16 protein-coding genes are annotated in these 16,355 nt (G+C 72.2%); 1 reads left to right on the forward strand and 15 read right to left on the reverse strand.

Features of this window, described 5'->3' with window-relative positions; translation table 11 throughout:
- Nucleotides 1–58 precede the first annotated feature (58 nt).
- From V1457_RS00750 to truB, 7 genes are all read right to left on the reverse strand, one after another.
- On the reverse strand, nucleotides 59–2,347 hold the full coding sequence (locus V1457_RS00750) for a polyribonucleotide nucleotidyltransferase (protein WP_338599079.1): 2,289 nt from the start codon (nucleotides 2,345–2,347) through the stop codon (nucleotides 59–61).
- 239 nt (nucleotides 2,348–2,586) lie between these two features.
- Complete coding sequence (rpsO, locus tag V1457_RS00755) at nucleotides 2,587–2,856, reverse strand: 30S ribosomal protein S15 (protein WP_200070075.1); 270 nt, start codon at nucleotides 2,854–2,856, stop codon at nucleotides 2,587–2,589.
- Nucleotides 2,857–2,886: 30 nt separating this feature from the next.
- Nucleotides 2,887–3,108: a hypothetical protein gene (locus V1457_RS00760; protein WP_338599083.1), complete on the reverse strand. Its 222-nt coding sequence runs from the start codon at nucleotides 3,106–3,108 to the stop codon at nucleotides 2,887–2,889.
- Nucleotides 3,109–3,239: 131 nt separating this feature from the next.
- The gene (locus V1457_RS00765) at nucleotides 3,240–3,923 is read right to left on the reverse strand and encodes a 2'-5' RNA ligase family protein (protein WP_338599086.1); all 684 of its coding nucleotides are present in this window, start codon (nucleotides 3,921–3,923) and stop codon (nucleotides 3,240–3,242) included.
- A 4-nt stretch (nucleotides 3,924–3,927) separates the two neighbouring features.
- The gene (locus V1457_RS00770) at nucleotides 3,928–4,407 is read right to left on the reverse strand and encodes a helix-turn-helix transcriptional regulator (protein WP_200070077.1); all 480 of its coding nucleotides are present in this window, start codon (nucleotides 4,405–4,407) and stop codon (nucleotides 3,928–3,930) included.
- A gap of 128 nt (nucleotides 4,408–4,535) precedes the next feature.
- The gene (locus V1457_RS00775; protein WP_200070078.1) at nucleotides 4,536–5,522 is read right to left on the reverse strand and encodes a bifunctional riboflavin kinase/FAD synthetase; all 987 of its coding nucleotides are present in this window, start codon (nucleotides 5,520–5,522) and stop codon (nucleotides 4,536–4,538) included.
- 36 nt (nucleotides 5,523–5,558) lie between these two features.
- The gene (gene truB, locus V1457_RS00780) at nucleotides 5,559–6,413 is read right to left on the reverse strand and encodes a tRNA pseudouridine(55) synthase TruB (RefSeq protein WP_407074767.1); all 855 of its coding nucleotides are present in this window, start codon (nucleotides 6,411–6,413) and stop codon (nucleotides 5,559–5,561) included.
- A 264-nt stretch (nucleotides 6,414–6,677) separates the two neighbouring features.
- Between truB and def the strand changes: the two genes are divergently transcribed.
- On the forward strand, nucleotides 6,678–7,178 hold the full coding sequence (def, locus tag V1457_RS00785; RefSeq protein ID WP_338599094.1) for a peptide deformylase: 501 nt from the start codon (nucleotides 6,678–6,680) through the stop codon (nucleotides 7,176–7,178).
- A gap of 1 nt (nucleotide 7,179) precedes the next feature.
- On the opposite strand, the gene V1457_RS00790 is transcribed toward def, so the two are convergent.
- The 8 genes from V1457_RS00790 to rimP form a co-directional block, all read right to left on the reverse strand.
- The gene (locus tag V1457_RS00790) at nucleotides 7,180–8,493 is read right to left on the reverse strand and encodes an MATE family efflux transporter (RefSeq protein ID WP_338599098.1); all 1,314 of its coding nucleotides are present in this window, start codon (nucleotides 8,491–8,493) and stop codon (nucleotides 7,180–7,182) included.
- Between the two features lie 192 nt (nucleotides 8,494–8,685).
- Nucleotides 8,686–9,717, reverse strand: coding sequence for a bifunctional oligoribonuclease/PAP phosphatase NrnA (locus V1457_RS00795; protein ID WP_374220937.1), 1,032 nt, complete (start codon nucleotides 9,715–9,717; stop codon nucleotides 8,686–8,688).
- A gap of 73 nt (nucleotides 9,718–9,790) precedes the next feature.
- On the reverse strand, nucleotides 9,791–10,300 hold the full coding sequence (rbfA, locus tag V1457_RS00800; protein ID WP_200070082.1) for a 30S ribosome-binding factor RbfA: 510 nt from the start codon (nucleotides 10,298–10,300) through the stop codon (nucleotides 9,791–9,793).
- 199 nt (nucleotides 10,301–10,499) lie between these two features.
- The gene (locus V1457_RS00805) at nucleotides 10,500–10,793 is read right to left on the reverse strand and encodes a DUF503 domain-containing protein (RefSeq protein WP_200070083.1); all 294 of its coding nucleotides are present in this window, start codon (nucleotides 10,791–10,793) and stop codon (nucleotides 10,500–10,502) included.
- 75 nt (nucleotides 10,794–10,868) lie between these two features.
- The gene (gene infB, locus V1457_RS00810) at nucleotides 10,869–14,018 is read right to left on the reverse strand and encodes a translation initiation factor IF-2 (protein WP_338599104.1); all 3,150 of its coding nucleotides are present in this window, start codon (nucleotides 14,016–14,018) and stop codon (nucleotides 10,869–10,871) included.
- 115 nt (nucleotides 14,019–14,133) lie between these two features.
- Nucleotides 14,134–14,640, reverse strand: coding sequence for a YlxR family protein (locus tag V1457_RS00815; RefSeq protein WP_338599107.1), 507 nt, complete (start codon nucleotides 14,638–14,640; stop codon nucleotides 14,134–14,136).
- Nucleotides 14,609–15,685: a transcription termination factor NusA gene (gene nusA, locus V1457_RS00820; RefSeq protein ID WP_295143168.1), complete on the reverse strand. Its 1,077-nt coding sequence runs from the start codon at nucleotides 15,683–15,685 to the stop codon at nucleotides 14,609–14,611. The genes V1457_RS00815 and nusA overlap by 32 nt, the downstream gene beginning before the upstream one ends.
- Nucleotides 15,682–16,263 carry a ribosome maturation factor RimP gene (rimP, locus tag V1457_RS00825; RefSeq protein ID WP_338599111.1) on the reverse strand — a complete coding sequence of 194 codons (582 nt, stop codon included), beginning with the start codon at nucleotides 16,261–16,263 and terminating at the stop codon, nucleotides 15,682–15,684. The genes nusA and rimP overlap by 4 nt, the downstream gene beginning before the upstream one ends.
- Nucleotides 16,264–16,355: the final 92 nt, after the last annotated feature.

Genomic DNA, 16,355 nt, shown 5'->3' on the forward strand with positions numbered 1-16,355 from the left:
GGGACGGGCCGTACGCCGTGCTGCTCGCGGACGCCGGCGGTGCGGCGTCCGCGATGGATCATTCGGCGGTGGCTCCGGCTTCCTCGGCCGGGGCCTGCTCGCCGGACTCAGCCGACTCGCCCGATCCCTCGTCCGATCCGCCGGACTCGCCGTCCTCGTCCACGACGATCAGGCTGATCTTGCCGCGGTTGTCGATGTCGGCGATCTCCACGCGCAGCTTGTCGCCGACGTTGACCACGTCCTCGACCTTGCCGATGCGCTTGCCGTTGCCCAGCTTGGAGATGTGCACCAGCCCGTCCTTGCCGGGCAGCAGCGAGACGAACGCGCCGAAGGCCGCGGTCTTGACCACGGTGCCCAGGAACCGCTCGCCCACCTTCGGCAGCTGCGGGTTCGCGATGCCGTTGATCTTGTCGATGGCGGCCTCCGCGGACGGGCCGTCGGCGGCGCCCACGTAGATCGTGCCGTCGTCCTCGATGGTGATCTCGGCGCCGGTCTCCTCGGTGATCGTGTTGATCATCTTGCCCTTCGGCCCGATCACCTCACCGATCTTGTCCACCGGGATGGAGATCGAGGTGACCCGCGGCGCGTGCGGGCTCATCTCGTCCGGCGTGCCGATCGCCTCGGCCATCACGCCGAGGATGGTGAAGCGCGCGTCCCGAGCCTGGCCCAGGGCCTGCGCCAGCACCTCGGACGGGATGCCGTCCAGCTTGGTGTCCAGCTGCAGCGCGGTCACGAAGTCCTTGGTGCCCGCGACCTTGAAGTCCATGTCGCCGAAGGCGTCCTCGGCGCCGAGGATGTCGGTCAGCGCGACGTAGTGCGTCTTGCCGTCCACCACGTCCGAGACCAGGCCCATCGCGATGCCCGCGACCGGCGCCTTCAGCGGCACACCGGCGTTGAGCAGCGACAGCGTGGAGGCGCACACCGAGCCCATCGAGGTCGACCCGTTCGAGCCCAGCGCCTCGGAGACCTGCCGCAGCGCGTACGGGAACTCCTCGCGGGAGGGCAGCACCGGCAGCAGCGCCCGCTCGGCCAGCGCACCGTGGCCGATCTCGCGGCGCTTCGGGCTGCCGACCCGGCCGGTCTCGCCGGTCGAGTAGGGCGGGAAGTTGTAGTGGTGCATGTAGCGCTTGGCCGTGTCCGGGCCGAGGCTGTCGATGGTCTGCTCCATGCGCAGCATGTTCAGCGTGGACACGCCCAGGATCTGGGTCTCGCCGCGCTCGAACAGCGCCGAACCGTGCGTCCGCGGGATCACGCCGACCTCGGCGGAGAGGCTGCGGATGTCGGTCAGGCCGCGGCCGTCGATGCGGACCTGCTCGGTGATGATGCGCTGCCGCACCAGCTTCTTGGTCAGCGCCTTGAACGCGGCACCGACCTCCTTCTCGCGGCCGGCGAACGGCTGCTCCTCGGCGACGCCGACCTTGTCCAGCGCGGCCTGCTTGACCTCGTCGATGCGGTTCTCGCGCTCCTGCTTGCCCGCGATGGCCAGCGCCTGCGACAGGTCGCCGGAGATCGCGTCCTCGACGGCGCTGTAGACGTCGTCCTCGTAGGCCGGGAACACCGGGTAGTCCCCGGTGCTCTTGCCCGCGGCCTGCGCGAGCTGCTGCTGGGCCTGGCACAGGGTGCGGATGAACGGCTTCGCCGCCTCCAGCCCCTCGGCCACGACCTCCTCGGTGGGCGCCTGCGCGCCGTTGCCGACCAGCTCGACGGTGTGCTCGGTGGACTCGGCCTCGACCATCATGATCGCGACGTCGTCACCCACGATGCGCCCGGCGACGACCATGTTGAACACGGCCCGCTGCAGCTGCTCGTAGGTCGGGAACGCGACCCACTGCCCGTCGACCAGCGCCATCCGGGTGCCGCCGACCGGGCCGGAGAACGGCAGGCCGGAAAGCTGGGTGGAGGCCGACGCGCCGTTGATCGCGAGCACGTCGTAGGGGTCCTTCGGGTCCAGGCTCATCACCGTGACCACGACCTGGACCTCGTTGCGCAGGTTGTCCACGAAGGTCGGGCGCAGCGGCCGGTCGATCAGCCGGCAGGTCAGGATCGCGTCGGTGGACGGGCGGCCCTCCCGGCGGAAGAACGAGCCGGGAATGCGGCCCGCCGCGTACATCCGCTCCTCGACATCCACCGTCAGCGGGAAGAAGTCGAGATTCTCCTTGGGCTGCTTGGAGGCCGTGGTGGCCGACAGCAGCATGGTCTCGTCGTCCAGGTAGGCCACGACGCTGCCCGCGGCCTGCTTGGCCAGCCTGCCCGTCTCGAACCGGACCTCGCGGGTGCCGAAGGCGCCGTTGTCCAGTACGGCCGTCGTCTCGTAGACGCCTTCGTCGACGTTGGACGCTTGTGTCAAGTGGAACTCCTCGTTTCCGCAAGGGTCCACGACTGCGCGGGTGAGTCTTCCGGCGAGGCCGGTCATCGATCGAAGCGCCCGGGGCGGAAACCGCCCGCGGAAGCCACTACCGAGGACCGGCGGAGCTGACCCGCCGTGGGCGTGGACCCGGGTATTTGCGGGCAACCGCGTGCCCGCATTCTCTCATTGGGTTGTGCGACCGGGGGAGCATCCACAATGGAACGCTCCCCCGGGGCGGGTCAACGACGCAGGCCGAGCCGCTGGATCAACGAACGGTACCGTCCGATGTCCACCTTGGTCAGGTAGTTCAGCAGCCGGCGGCGACGACCGACCATCAGCAGCAGGCCGCGACGCGAGTGGTGGTCGTGCTTGTGCTGCTTGAGGTGCTCGGTCAGGCCCGAGATCCGGTTGGTCAGCAGGGCCACCTGGGCCTCGGCCGAACCCGTGTCGGATTCGTGCAGGCCGTAGTCGCTCAGGATCTGCTTCTTCTCGGTAGTGGACAGCGCCACGAGTTGACTCTCCTTGTTTCGCGTGCCGTGTCAGGGAGTGCGTCGCCGGGCGGCACCGGAGTGCGGCACCGCGGCGGGCACCGGTGGGATCCCCGGGTCGAGCCCGGCGGCAGCGGCCGGAAGGAGCGCGGCGTCGCAGGTGCCCCGCATCGGTGCCTGCTCCGCGACTGCCTTCGCACCGCCGATCCCGTCCGGCGGATTGCGGCCGACGATGTCGGACCGCGCCGATTCGGTGATCTTCCGGCTGCCCATCTTCCGACTGCCAAACAGCTCGGCTGCCCGACTTCTCGGCTGCCCGACTTCTCGAGTGCCCAGAGTCCCCACGGATACGGCCGCCACGGACTACAGCCGAATCCGCCGAGCAGGATATCAGGGCCTGCGCATCAGCCCTGGTTCCCGGCATCCGAACGCGGTGCATGCGTGGTCCCTGCATGCGTGGTCCCTGCATCCGAGGGCCCTGCATCCGAACTTGCGGCATCCCGGCCCTCCGTATCCGGACCACCGAGCCGCACCCGGTGCACCGTCCGGTAAGCGGAACCCCCGGCTTCCTGGTCGGAGCGCACCAGCGCGACCTCGCCGACCTCCCACCACGGGCCGGAGTAGGCCCGCAGCAGACCGGTGAGCCGGCCTCCGCTCGGCCGCCCCGCGTTCCAGCGGGCCACGGTGAGGTGCGCGCGGAACTCCTCCGGGTCGCCGCCTGCTGCCCGCACCAACTCCCGCAGCAGCTCCGCGTCCCGGCCCGAGGCGGGTTCCGCGCCGACCCACAGCACGCTGCGGAACGCGCCCGCTCCGGTCAGCCGCAGGTGCGGTCGCCCGGTGAGTCCGGCGACGCGCCGGTCCAGCCGTTCGCTCAGCGGCCCGGGTTCGGCGCTGCCGTGGAAGCGCAGCGTCAGGTGCCACTTGGAGGCCGGAACGAACCGGAACCGCCGCAGTCCTTCCGAGGCTGCCGCCACGCGCGCGGGGGCTAGCCCGGAGACGGCGCCCGCCAGGTGCTCGACCGCGGCCTGCGACGGCCACAACGCCGTGAACAGGCGCGGCGCCCGATCCGCTTCCGACTCGCCCGGCACTACCTCAAGATTCCCCGTTCGCGGCCCGGCGTAACAGTCCGGCCAGCGCCGGGTAGCGCCCGTCGATCAGCGCGGCCGCCTGCTCCAGCTCGCTGGGCTTGGCGACTTCGCGGAGCACCGGCCACGCCACCTGTTCACCGTTGCCCGGCACCGGCAGCGTGTCGCGGCCGACCGACGGGTGCGAGTCCCGCACGTCGGCCAGCGCCTGCTCGATCGCCTCCGACTCGCCCGCGGTCACCCCGGGGATGAGCACCTTGCGTTCCAGCATCACCAGCCTGGCCAGCACCGACGGGTTGCCGATCTTGGCGCGGCGGCCGCTCATCACCTGGCTGAGCATCGGGGCGCTGATGCCCAGCACCTCGGCGAGCTGGGCCTGCGAGGTCCGGAAGGCGACCACGAGGCGGCGCACCCGATCCCCCAGCGGCTCCCCGTACCACTGCCGCTGCAGGTCCAGATTGCGCTGGACGCTCTTGTGCTCCGCCACTTCAGCTCCCCCGGTGCCCTCGGTCGTGCTGGACGCGCCCGGAGCGAGTCCGGGCCCGGCCGGTCCTGAATACTGCCAGGTCATCGTGCGTTCGCGGAGTGGAACGCGAATTTCGTTCAATCGTCGGTTCACTGCCGGACGCCGAGGATCTCGCGGGTCTCGGCGACGTCCTGGTTCATCCGCTCGATCAGCTCGTCGGCCGAATCGAAGCGCACCATCCCGCGCAGCCGCCGCACGAAGTCCAGCGACACGTGCTCGCCGTAGAAGTCGGTGTGCACGTCCAGCACGAACGCCTCCACGGTGCGCTCGGTCCCGGAGAAGGTGGGGTTGCTGCCGACCGAGACGGCCGCGGGCAACGTCTCGCCGGGCCCGGTCGAGCCCCGGTGGCGGTGGGTGAACCAGCAGGCGTAGACCCCGTCGGCGGGGATCGCCGAGTAGGCCGGGCTGGACAGGTTCGCGGTCGGGAATCCCAGCTCGCTGCCGCCGCGGCCGGCGCCGCGCACCACGATCCCCTCCAGCCGGTGGTACCGGCCCAGTGCGGAGGCGGCGGCCACCACGTCACCGGCGTCGATGCAGGAGCGGATGTAGGTCGAGGAGAACGTCACCGGGGCGTCGACCACGCCGCCGGAATTCTCGGCCTTGCCGCTGAGCAGGCTGTCCGAGGCGACTTCGAAACCGAACCGCTCGCCCAGCTGGTGCAGCATCCCGATGTCACCGGCCGCGCGGTGCCCGAAGGTGAAGTTCTCCCCCACCACGACCAGCGCCGCGTGCAGCCGTTCCACCAGCAGCTCGTGCACGAACTCGTCCGCGGCCATCCGGGACAGCTCGGCGGTGAACGGCAGCACGCAGAACACGTCCACTCCGAGCGATTCGGCGAGCTCGGCGCGCTGGCGCAGGGTGGTCAGCTGCGCGGGGTGGCTGCCGGGGCGCACCACCTCCGCGGGGTGCGGGTCGAAGGTCATCAGCACGCACGGGAGTCCGCGCTCGCGGGCGGTGCGCACCGCGTGGCTGATCAACTGCTGGTGCCCGCGGTGCACTCCGTCGAAGACCCCGATGGTCACCACGCACCGGCCCCAGCCGCCGGGAAGCTGCTCCAAACCGCGCCAACGCTGCACGGCTGGCAAGCGTAATGCCTGCCCCGCGCACGCGGTTCAACCCGCCGGGGTGAGCACCAGGACCGGGCGTGCCGTGCGGCCCTGGTCGCGCACCAGCGCCACCGCGCGCCCGTCCGGTCCGAACACGCCGCAGGTCCCGGCCAGCCCGGTCGGCGGGATCTGCTGGCCGTGCGCGAGCGCGCGCACGGTGCCCTCGTCGGTGTCGTAGCGGGTGAAAGCGGTGGCGATGGCCTGGTCCAAGCCCATGGACAGGCCGGGTTCGGCTTCGAGCTGGTCGAGCGTGCGGGCGGTGGCCAGCCCGAACGGTCCGACCCGGCTGCGCCGCAACCGGCCGAGGTGCCCGCCGACGCCGAGGCGCTGCCCCAGGTCGCGGGCCAGCGCGCGCACGTAGGTGCCGGAGGAGCATTCGACCAGCACGTCGAGTTCGAGCACCGCTCCGGCGTCGGGATCGTCGCTCTCGGGCCGCAGCGCGAGCAGGTCGAACCGGGACACCGTGACCGGGCGGGCGTCCAGTTCCACCTCTTGCCCGGCCCGCGCGAGTTCGTAGGCGCGTTTGCCGTTGACCTTGACCGCGCTGACCGCGCTGGGCACCTGCTGCAGCTCGCCGGTCAGCTCGGCGATGCCGTCCCGGATCGCCTGCTCGGCGACGCCGGACGGGTCGGTGCTGGAGAGCACCTCGCCCTCGGCATCGTCGGTGCTGGTGGCGACCCCGAGCCGGATGGTCGCCAAGTACGCCTTGGTGTCCAGCGCGAGATGCCCGAGCAGCTTGGTCGCCCGCTCCAGGCCCAGCACCAGCACCCCGGTGGCCATCGGGTCCAGCGTGCCCGCGTGCCCGACCTTGCGGGTGCCCATGATGCGCCGGACTCGCGACACCACGTCGTGCGAGGTCATGCCCGCCGGCTTGTCGACGATCAGCAGGCCGGGCGGTACGGCTGGGCGGTTGCGGGCGGTGCGGGAACGCTCGGACACGGCGACTCATCCTCCCCGACCCGCCGCGCAGTGCGGCAGCGGCCCCGGGCTGGGCGCTGTTGCCCGAGCGGCGCGGCCGCCTGCCTCGCGGGACTCGGCCGGTCAATCGGCTGCAGGGCGGCCCGCTGCGCAACGCCTCCCGAAACGCTCCCTAAGCTGAGCGGCGCGCAAGACGAGGAGGGTGCGGTGCCGTATCGGCAGATCCGCCGCTTCGGAGACCCGGTGCTGCGCGGGGTCGCCGAGCCGGTGACGAAGTTCGACGACGGCCTGCGCGGGCTGATCCGCGACCTGCTGGACACCGTCGACGTGCCCGGTCACGCCGGGGTCGCGGCACCGCAGATCGGGGTGCCGCTGCGGGCGTTCAGCTACCACGTGGACGGCGAGCCGGGTTACCTGCTCAACCCCGAGATCGTGGAGCTGTCCGACGCCCGCCAGCACGGTGCGGAAGGTTGCTTGTCGGTGCCCGGGCTCGGCTTCGAGACCGAACGCGCCGAGCACGCCGTGGTGCGCGGCGTCGACGAGCGCAACGAGCCGGTCACCGTCTCCGGCAGCGGGCTGATGGCGCGCTGCCTGCAGCACGAGTGCGACCACCTCGACGGCGTGGTCTACCTGCAACGCCTGGACCCGGCGACGCGGCGGGAAGCGATGCGGCAGGTGCGCGATACCGACTGGTTCTGGCAGTCCTGAATCACGCGACTTCGGCGCCCACCACCGCCCAGCGCCCGGATCGCATCCGCAGCAGCAGCGTGCCCAGCCGCAGCAGCATGAACAGGCTCAGCCCGGTCCAGATCCCGGCGAGTCCCCAGCCGAACCCGAGCGAGAGCCAGATCAGCGGCAGATAGCCCGCAGCGGCGCTGATCAGCGTGGCGGTGCGCAGGTAGCGCGCATCGCCCGCGCCGAGGAACACCCCGTCCAGCGCGAACACCACCCCGGCGACCGGCTGCTGCAGCACGAAGAACCACCAGGCGTGCGGAACCTCCGCCAGCACCGCCTGGTCGGTGGTGAACAGCCCCGGGATCACCGGCGCGAGCACCGCGAACAACGTCCCGAGCAGCACCCCGAAACCGAGCCCGTACCAGGAGACCTGGCGGGCGATGCCCTTGGCCCTGCTCGCCGAACCACCGCCGAGGGCCGCGCCGACCAGCGACTGCGCCGCGATCGCCAACGAGTCCAGCACCAGCGCCAGGAACGACCACAGCTGCCACACCACCTGGTGCGCGGCCGCCGCTCCCGCCCCGGTGCGCGCGGCCACCGACGTCGCCGACAGGAAGCAGGCTTGGAAGGCCAGCGTGCGCAGCACCAGGTCGCGCCCCATGCCCAGCTGGGCGCGCATTGTCGCCGGGTTCGGCCGCAGCCCGGTCCGCTCGGCGAACAGCGCGCGCAGGAACAGCGCCGCGGCGATGGACTGGCCGACGAGGTTCGCCACCGCCGAACCTTCCAGGCCCCAGCCCAGCGGATAGACCAGCAGCGGGCACAGCAGCGCGGAGACGCCGTTGCCCGCGAGCACGTAGTACAGCGGGCGCCGGGTGTCCTGCACCCCGCGCATCCAGCCGTTGCCCGCCATGGTGATCAGCACGAGCGGCGCGCCGAGCAGCGCGACCCGCAGCCACCGGGCGGCCGCGTCGGCGACCGGGCCGGGACCGGCCAGCAGCTCCGCGACCGGCACCGCGAACAGCTGCGCGAGCATCAGCAGCAGCACGCCGACCGAGATGCCGAGCCAGGTGGCCTGCATCCCCTCCTGCACGGCGTCCGCGCGACGATCGGCGCCGTGCAGCCGGGCCGTGCGCGCGGTGGTGCCGTAGGACAGGAAGGTCAGCTGGCTGGAGACCAGGGTGAACAGGGTGCCGCCCAGGGCCAGTCCCGCCAGCGGCACCGCGCCCAGGTGCCCGACCACCGCGGTGTCGACCAGCACGTACAGCGGCTCGGCGGCGAGCACGCCCAGCGCGGGCACGGCGAGCCCCAGCACCCGGCGCACCGGCACCCGCTCGGCGACCTCGTTCACAAGTCCTCCTGATAGCTGTGCATCCCCGGTCGCTCCTGCGCCGCATGACCGCGCTCAACGCGCCGTCCGCTCGGTGGTTTCCACTAGACGCAGGGGCGGGCGCTCAGGGGTCGTTCGAGCATGTTCGTCCGGTCAGCGGCGCAGCCGCCTCCAGCAGCGACCCCGACCGGCACCGCTGCGCAACCGGGCTCCTCAGAGCAGCGGCGCCTCGCGCAACGCTGCCCGCAGCCGCGCGAGCACGTCCTGCGCGGTCCCGCCGGTGGTGAACCCGGCGGCGAGCCGATGCCCGCCGCCTCCGCAGGCGTTCGCCGCGCGCGCCACGTCGATCCTGCTGTCCGCCCGCAGCGACACCGACCAGCGACCCGGCGCGACCTCCTTGAGCACCGCGGCCACCTCGGCCTCTTCCGCGGTCCGCACGATGTCGATCACGCTGTCGAGTTCTTCGCTGCGCACCTGTGCTGCATCGGCCAGCGTCACCGCCGCGTGCACCAGGCCCAAGCCCTGCGCCTCGGCGGGCTCCAGCCGCGCCCGGTCCAGCACGCCGGACAGCATCGGCAGCCAGGCGAACGGGTGCGTGTCCATCAGCGAGCGCGTCGTCGCCGACGGGTCCACCCCGGCCTGCAGCAGCCGCGCCGCCATCAGGTGCGTCGAGACCTTCGCGCGGCGGAACATGCCGCTGTCGGTGACCAGCCCGGCGTAGAGGCACCGCGCCATCGGCTGGTCCAGCTCCACCCCGAGCTCGTCGAGCAGCTTCAGCACCAGCACCGCGGTCGCCTCGGCGGTCTCGTCGACGACGTGGTGGGTGCCGAACATCGTGTTCCCGGCGTGGTGGTCGAGCACCACCACCTCACCACCGGCGGCGATCGTGGCCGCGACCCGGCCGCCCAGCGCACCGAGCCGTTCCAGGCTTCCCGCGTCGCACACCACCAGCAGCGGCGGCGCCGCGGGCACCTGCTTCGCGGGCACCACCAGGCCGTCGGAGTCCAGATCGCGCAGCGAGCGCGGCGGAACCTCGGGCGAACCGAACGACACCCGCACCGCCGCGCCCCGCGCGTGCAGCGCCCGGCCCAGCGCCAACGCGCTGCCCAGCGCATCGGCGTCCGGGTTGATGTGCGCGAACAGCGTGACGTCGGGGGCGTCCGCGACCAGCCGGGCGGCGCGCCGCACGGCACCGGTCAGCGAGTCGTCCTCGCTACCCAAGGTGGTTCCGGATCGCCCGCTCACTCGGTCTCACCTCCACGCCGAACACGCCGAGCTCCCGGCGCCACCCCCAACGCACCCGATCGGACCAATGGGTTCAACCGTTGTGTGGCCGACGCCGCACATCCGCGTCCGCGCTGGTCACCGAGTCGGAACCGGGAGTTTCCCGGTCGTTTTCCTCCTCGTCGTCCGGCTGCTGGCGGTAAGGGTCCGCCTCCCCGGCGTGCTCGGCACCCGAAGCCAGCCGAGCGACCTCCGCGTCGGCCTCCTTGGCCCGGTCGAGCAGGTCTTCGAGCCGCCGCGCGTCGTCCGGCACGGTGTCGGCCACGAACGTCAGGGTCGGGGTGAACCGCACCCCGGTCTGCGCCCCCACCCGGGAACGAAGCACCCCGGTCGCGCTGGCCAGCGCCGCGGCCGTGGACGAGTAGTCGGCCTCGTCGCCGAACACCGTGTAGTAGACCGTGGCGTCCCGCAGGTCCGGCGTGAGCCGCGCGTCGGTGATCGTCACCATCGCCAGCCGGGGGTCTTTGACCTCGTACTCCAGCCCCGAGGCCACGATCTGCGCGATTCGCTTGGCGAGCCTGCGGGCGCGCGCCGTATCCGCCACGGCGCACCTCCTCCGTCGATCCGGCACCCGGCGCACCGGGCGCGAGCATTGGCCGGGCCGCCGCGGTCGAACCGCCCGGACCTCGGACTTCCCTTCCAGCGCTGGGGAACAGGTGCGCCACCTCGACAACGCCACGCCGAGGCCGCCGTGTTCCGCGCTAGGTTCTGCCAACGAAGCCGCGCAGCCGTCCGTACAACCTTTAGTCCTCCGGCCCGAGCATTCGGTGGCGGGCGGAGAGCAACTCCAGTTCTGGACGCCCCGCGACGAGGCGTTCACACGCCTCCAGCACTTCCTGCACGTGCGAAGCGTCGCCAGAGACCACGCTGACCCCGAGCAGCGCGCGGCGGTACAGGTCCTGATCGCCCGCTTCCGCCGCGGCCACCTCGAACTTCTTGCGCAGCTCGGCGATGACCGGCCGCACCACGCCGCGCTTCTGCTTCAACGACCGGACGTCCCCGAGCAGCACGTCCAGTTCCAGCGCACCGACGTACACAACGCACCCCCATCGCCGAAACCGCCGCCGACACCCACCGGGGCCGCCCGTGCGGACGGCCCCGGTGGTGGCGGATCAGGTGCGCGGCTTCTCCCGCATCTCGTAGGTCTCGATGAAATCGCCGACCTTGATGTCGGAGTACGACCCGAGGGTCAAACCGCACTCGAACCCGTCGCGGACCTCGGTGGCGTCGTCCTTGAACCGCTTGAGCGAGTTCACCGAGAGGTTCTCGGCGACCACCACGCTGTCCCGCAGCAACCGCGCCTTCGCGTTGCGGCGCATGATGCCTTCGGTGACCATGCAGCCCGCGATCGTGCCGACCTTGGACGACTTGAACACGTCGCGGACCTCGGCCCTGCCCAGCTCGACCTCTTCGTAGATCGGCTTGAGCATGCCCTTGAGCGCCTGCTCGATGTCCTCGATCGCCCGGTAGATCACCGAGTAGTACCGGATCTCCACGCCCTCGCGGTTGGCGGCCTCGGCCGCCTTGCCCTCGGCGCGGACGTTGAAGCCCAGCACGATGGTGTCCTCGGCGGTGGCCAGGTTGATGTCGGACTCGTTGATGCCACCGACACCGCGGTGGATCACCCGGAGCTCGACCTCCTCGCCCACGTCGATCTTGCCGAGCGATTCCTCCAGCGCCTCGACGGTGCCGGAGTTGTCGCCCTTGATGATCAGGTTGAGCTGCTTGGTGTCCTTGATGACCTTGTCCAGGTCTTCCAGGCTGACCCGCTTGCGCCGAGCCGCGTTCTGCGCCTCCCGCAACCGGGCACCGCGCCGGTCGGCGATCTGCCTGGCCACCCGGTCCTCGTCGACCACCAGGAACGTGTCCCCGGCGCCCGGCACCGAGGTGAACCCGATGACCTGCACCGGCCGGGACGGCGTCGCCTCGGTGACGTCCTTGTCGTGCTCGTCGATCATCCGGCGGACGCGGCCGTGCGCGTTGCCCGCCACGACCGAGTCACCGACCCGCAGCGTGCCGCGCTGCACCAGCACCGTGGCCACCGGACCGCGGCCGCGGTCCAGGTGCGCCTCGATCGCCACGCCCTGGGCCTCCATGCCGGGGTTCGCCCGCAGGTCCAGCGAGGCGTCCGCGGTGAGCACGATCGCCTCCAGCAGGCCCTCGATGTTGGTGCCCTGCTTGGCGGAGATCTCCACGAACATCGTGTCGCCGCCGTACTCCTCGGCGACCAGGCTGTACTCGGTCAGCTGCTGGCGGATCTTGTCCGGGTTGGCGCCCTCGACGTCGATCTTGTTGACCGCGACCACGATCGGCACGCCCGCCGCCTGCGCGTGGTTGATCGCTTCCACGGTCTGCGGCATCACGCCGTCGTCCGCGGCGATCACCAGCACGGCGATGTCGGTGGACTTCGCACCGCGGGCACGCATGGCGGTGAACGCCTCGTGACCGGGGGTGTCGATGAAGGTGATCGGCCGCTCCTGGCCCTCCAGCTCGGTTTCGACCTGGTAGGCGCCGATGTGCTGGGTGATGCCACCGGCCTCGCCCGCCTGCACGTTCGCCTTCCGGACGGTGTCCAGCAGGCGCGTCTTGCCGTGGTCGACGTGGCCCATCACGGTCACGACCGGCGGGCGGGACGCGAGCTGCTCGTCGGAGCTGTCCGGGTCGCCGAAGCTGAGGTCGAACGACTCCAGCAGTTCCCGGTCCTCGTCCTCCGGGCTGACCATCTCGACCTGGTAGTTCATCTCCTGGCCGAGCAGTTCCAGCACCTCGTCGGAGACCGACTGGGTGGCGGTGACCATCTCACCGAGGTGGAACATCGCCTGCACCAGCGAGGCCGGGTTGGCGTTGATCTTCTCGGCGAAGTCGGTCAGCGAAGCACCGCGGCGCAGGCGCAGGATCTCGCCGCCACCGCGCGGGAGCCGGACACCGCCCACCGACGGCGCCTGCATGTTGTCCATGTACTCCTGGCGCTTCTGCCGCTTCGACTTGCGGCCGCGACGCGCCGGACCACCGGGACGACCGAACGCACCCGCGGTGCTGCCGCGGCCGCCGCCGGGACGGCCGCCACCACCGGGACGACCGCGGAAGCCGCCACCGGGCGGGCCACCGGCCGGGGCACCGCCCCCGCCGCCGCCACCGCCACCGGGGCGGAAGCCACCGCCGCCACCGGGACGACCGCCGCCGCCAGCACCGGCGCCACCGCCGCGGCCACCACCCGGGCCGCCGCGGCCACCGCCGCCGCGACCCCCACCGGGGCCGCCGGAACCGCTGCCGGAGCGGGCCGGGCGGGACGGCATCATGCCGGGGTTCGGCCGGGGCGGCATCATGCCCGGGTTCGGGCGCGATCCGCCGCCGCTCTCACCGCCGCCGCCACCGCGCGGGGTCTGCTGGCCGCCGCCCGCGGGAGCGGTGCCTGCGCCGCCCTGACCACCGCGGTCCGGGCGCTGCCCCTGGCCACCGCGGCCGGGACCGCCCTGGCCGCCGCCTTGGCGCTGGCCGCTACCGCCCTGCTTGGGCGGGCGCTGCGCGGGCGCACCGCTGCCGACGCCGAACGGGTTGTTGCCGACGCGCGGCGAGCGCGGGCCGGGCTTGGGCTTGCCGCCCTGCGGCTTCGGCGGCACGGTGCCCTCGCCGTCGCCGCCCTGCGGCTTGGATTCCGGACGCGGGCCGGGCTTCGGACCGGGCTTCGGCGCCGCCGGGCGCTGCGCGGTGTCCGCGGAGCCGCCCTGCGGACCGCTGGACTGGGAGTCCGCCTTCGCCGCGGGCGCCTGCTCGGCCGGTGCCTGCTGTTCCGCAGGTCCCTGCGCGGCGGGTGCCTGCGCGGCGGGTTCCTGCTCAGCGGGCTTCGGCTCCGGTGCCTTCGGGCCGGGGCGCGGACCGGGCCGCGGTCCGGGCTTGGGCACGTTGGCACGCTCTTCGCCGCCCGCCGGACGCGCCTGCTCGCCGCCCTGTCCGCCGTCGGACGGGGCCTGCTGCGGGCGGGGGCCGGGCTTCGGGCCGGGTTTGGGCGCGGTCTGCTCGGCCGACCCCGCGGACGCGGCCGCGTCGCCGGACTTGGGCGGCGGCGCGGGCTTGCCGCCACCGCGACCGTTGGATTTGCCTGCCTTCGGGTAAGCATCGCGCAGCCTGCGCGCCACCGGGGCTTCCACGGTGGAGGACGCGGACTTCACGTACTCGCCCTGCTCGGCGAGCTTGTTGAGAACTTCTTTGCTCGTCACACCGAGCTCTTTAGCGAGCTCGTGCACGCGGGCCTTGCCTGCCACTGCTCTCCTCATCTGGTGAGGCCGGGCGGCAGTCCCGCACGACCTCGTCCTATCGCCGATGCGCGTTCATGGCTTCAGCTTCACGGCTGATTCATGACGGGTCGACCTGCTTCCTTCAACTGCGTCCGCGCGGGAGGGTCCCGCGTCGGTCTGGGGATGAACTGCCGTCCGGTGGTGTCCCGGAATCCGCGGAATCCAGGTGCGCCCGCACGGCCGAGAGGTCCAGCGGCCCCGGCACGCGCAGTGCCCGGGGGAACGCTCGACGGCGCTCGGCGAGCCGAAGGCAACGGGGATCGGAGTGCAGCCATGCGCCCCGGCCCGGTTTCCGCTTTCGCGGATCGGGCACGGCGGCGGACTCTGCCGCACCACTCCCGGCCACCACTCGCAGCAGCTCGGCGGCCGACGTCCGGGTACGACACCCCACACAGGTGCGAACCGGTCCTTGCGCACGGCCACAGCCGTGATCACCGGGCGAACGTGTGCGGATTCTCGCTCCCTCGCGTCGAGCCACCAATGATTCTAACCCGTGCCCGCCAGTGGTTGTTCCTCGCCCGGCGCGACCGGTCGGCGTCCCGGTCGCGCCGCTGCACTCACTCCGCGGAACCGACCGCGGGCAGGTCACCGACCCCTTGCTGGACGTGCTCGCTCGGTGCCGTGGCGTGCGGATGCCCCGCCGTGGTCGTCGGCGAGGACGGGTCGGCGTCGCTGCGGATGTCGATGCGCCAGCCGGTGAGCCGGGCCGCGAGCCGCGCGTTCTGGCCCTCCTTGCCGATCGCCAGGGACAGCTGGAAGTCCGGCACGACCACCCGCGCGGTCTTCGCCCGCTCGTCGACGACCTCGACCGAGACCACCTTCGCCGGGGACAGCGCGTTGCCCACGAACGTCGCCGGGTCCTCGGAGAAGTCGATGATGTCGATCTTCTCGCCGCCGAGCTCGCTCATCACGTTGCGCACCCGCGCGCCCATCGGCCCGATGCAGGCGCCCTTGCCGTTGACGCCGCTGACCGCGGAGCGCACCGCGATCTTCGAGCGGTGCCCGGCCTCGCGGGCCACCGCGGGGATCTCCACGGTGCCGTCGGCGATCTCGGGCACCTCCAGCGCGAACAGCCGCCGCACCAGGTTCGGGTGGGTGCGCGAGAGCGTGATCTGCGGTCCGCGGGCGCTGCGCGAGACGCCGACGACGTAGCACTTGACCCGCATCCCGTGCTCGTAGCGCTCACCGGGCACCTGCTCGGCGGCCGGGATGACGCCTTCGCTGTCGCCGACCTGCACCACCACCATGCCGCGCGAGTTGGCCTTGGCGTCGCGCTGCACGACACCGCCGAGGATCTCGCCTTCCTTGGTGGAGAACTCGCCGAAGGTGCGCTCGTGCTCGGCGTCGCGCAGCCGCTGCAGGATGACCTGCCGCGCGGTGGTCGCGGCGATCCGCCCGAAGCCCTCCGGCGTGTCGTCCCACTCCTCGGCGACGCCGCCCTCGTCGTCCAGGCTGTGCGCGATGACGCGCACGATGCCGGTCTTGCGGTCCACTTCCACCCGGGCGTGCTGCTGGTGCCCCTCGGTGTGGCGGTATGCCGTCAGCAGTGCTGATTCGATCGCTTCCAGGACGGTCTCGAACGGAATGTCCTTGTCGCGTTCGATCGCCCGCAGCGCGGCGATGTCGACGTTCACCTCGACTCCTCTGCATTCGTCCGGTCGCCGTCGGCCTGCTCGGCGTTGTCCTCGTCGGCATCTTCCTGGCCGCCCGCCGCCCGCTTGAGCTGGACCAGTTCCTGCGCCGGGGGCTGCTGGAACTCCACCTCGACCACCGCCCGCGCGACGTCCCGGTAGGCCAGCGTGCGCACCTGCTTGCGCTCGAGGACCTGCACCTCCTGCTCGCCCGCCGCGCCGACGCGGGCGGTGAGCTCGGTGCCGTCGGTCAGCCGGATCTTGGCCAGCCGGTGCCGGGCGCGGCGCCAGTGCCGCGGCCGGGTCAGCGGGCGGTCGGTGCCGGGTGAGGTCACCTCCAGCGTGTAAGCACCTGCCAGCACGTGCTCGTGCGCGTCCAGCGCGGTCGACACGGCATGGCTGAGCTGGGATATCTCGTCGAGACCGACCCCTTCGTCGGAGTCCACGACGACTTTCACCAGGCGGCGTCTGCCCGCCTGCTGCACGTCGAGCTCCTCCAGGTCGTAGCCGGCGGCGGAGACGGCGTCGGCGACGACGGGCTCCAGCAGCGCGACGAGTTCATCGCGCGGCGGGCTGGACACGTTGGCACTCCTAGGTTCGGGGGGTTCGGCGGGTCGTGGTCGGTGGGCTGGGCGGTCGGGGGCTGGGTGGTCGGCGGCCGGATCTCCGCGGC

This window comes from Saccharopolyspora sp. SCSIO 74807 (genome assembly GCF_037023755.1).
GTDB classification, from domain to species: Bacteria; Actinomycetota; Actinomycetes; order Mycobacteriales; family Pseudonocardiaceae; genus Saccharopolyspora_C; species Saccharopolyspora_C galaxeae.

Bases quoted from the DNA above. Each gene is read 5' to 3' on its own strand.
- V1457_RS00760 (WP_338599083.1), bottom strand. From the start codon at position 3,108: ATGGGCAGCCGGAAGATCACCGAATCGGCGCGGTCCGACATCGTCGGC.
- truB (WP_407074767.1), bottom strand. From the start codon at position 6,413: ATGACCTCGCACGACGTGGTGTCGCGAGTCCGGCGCATCATGGGCACC.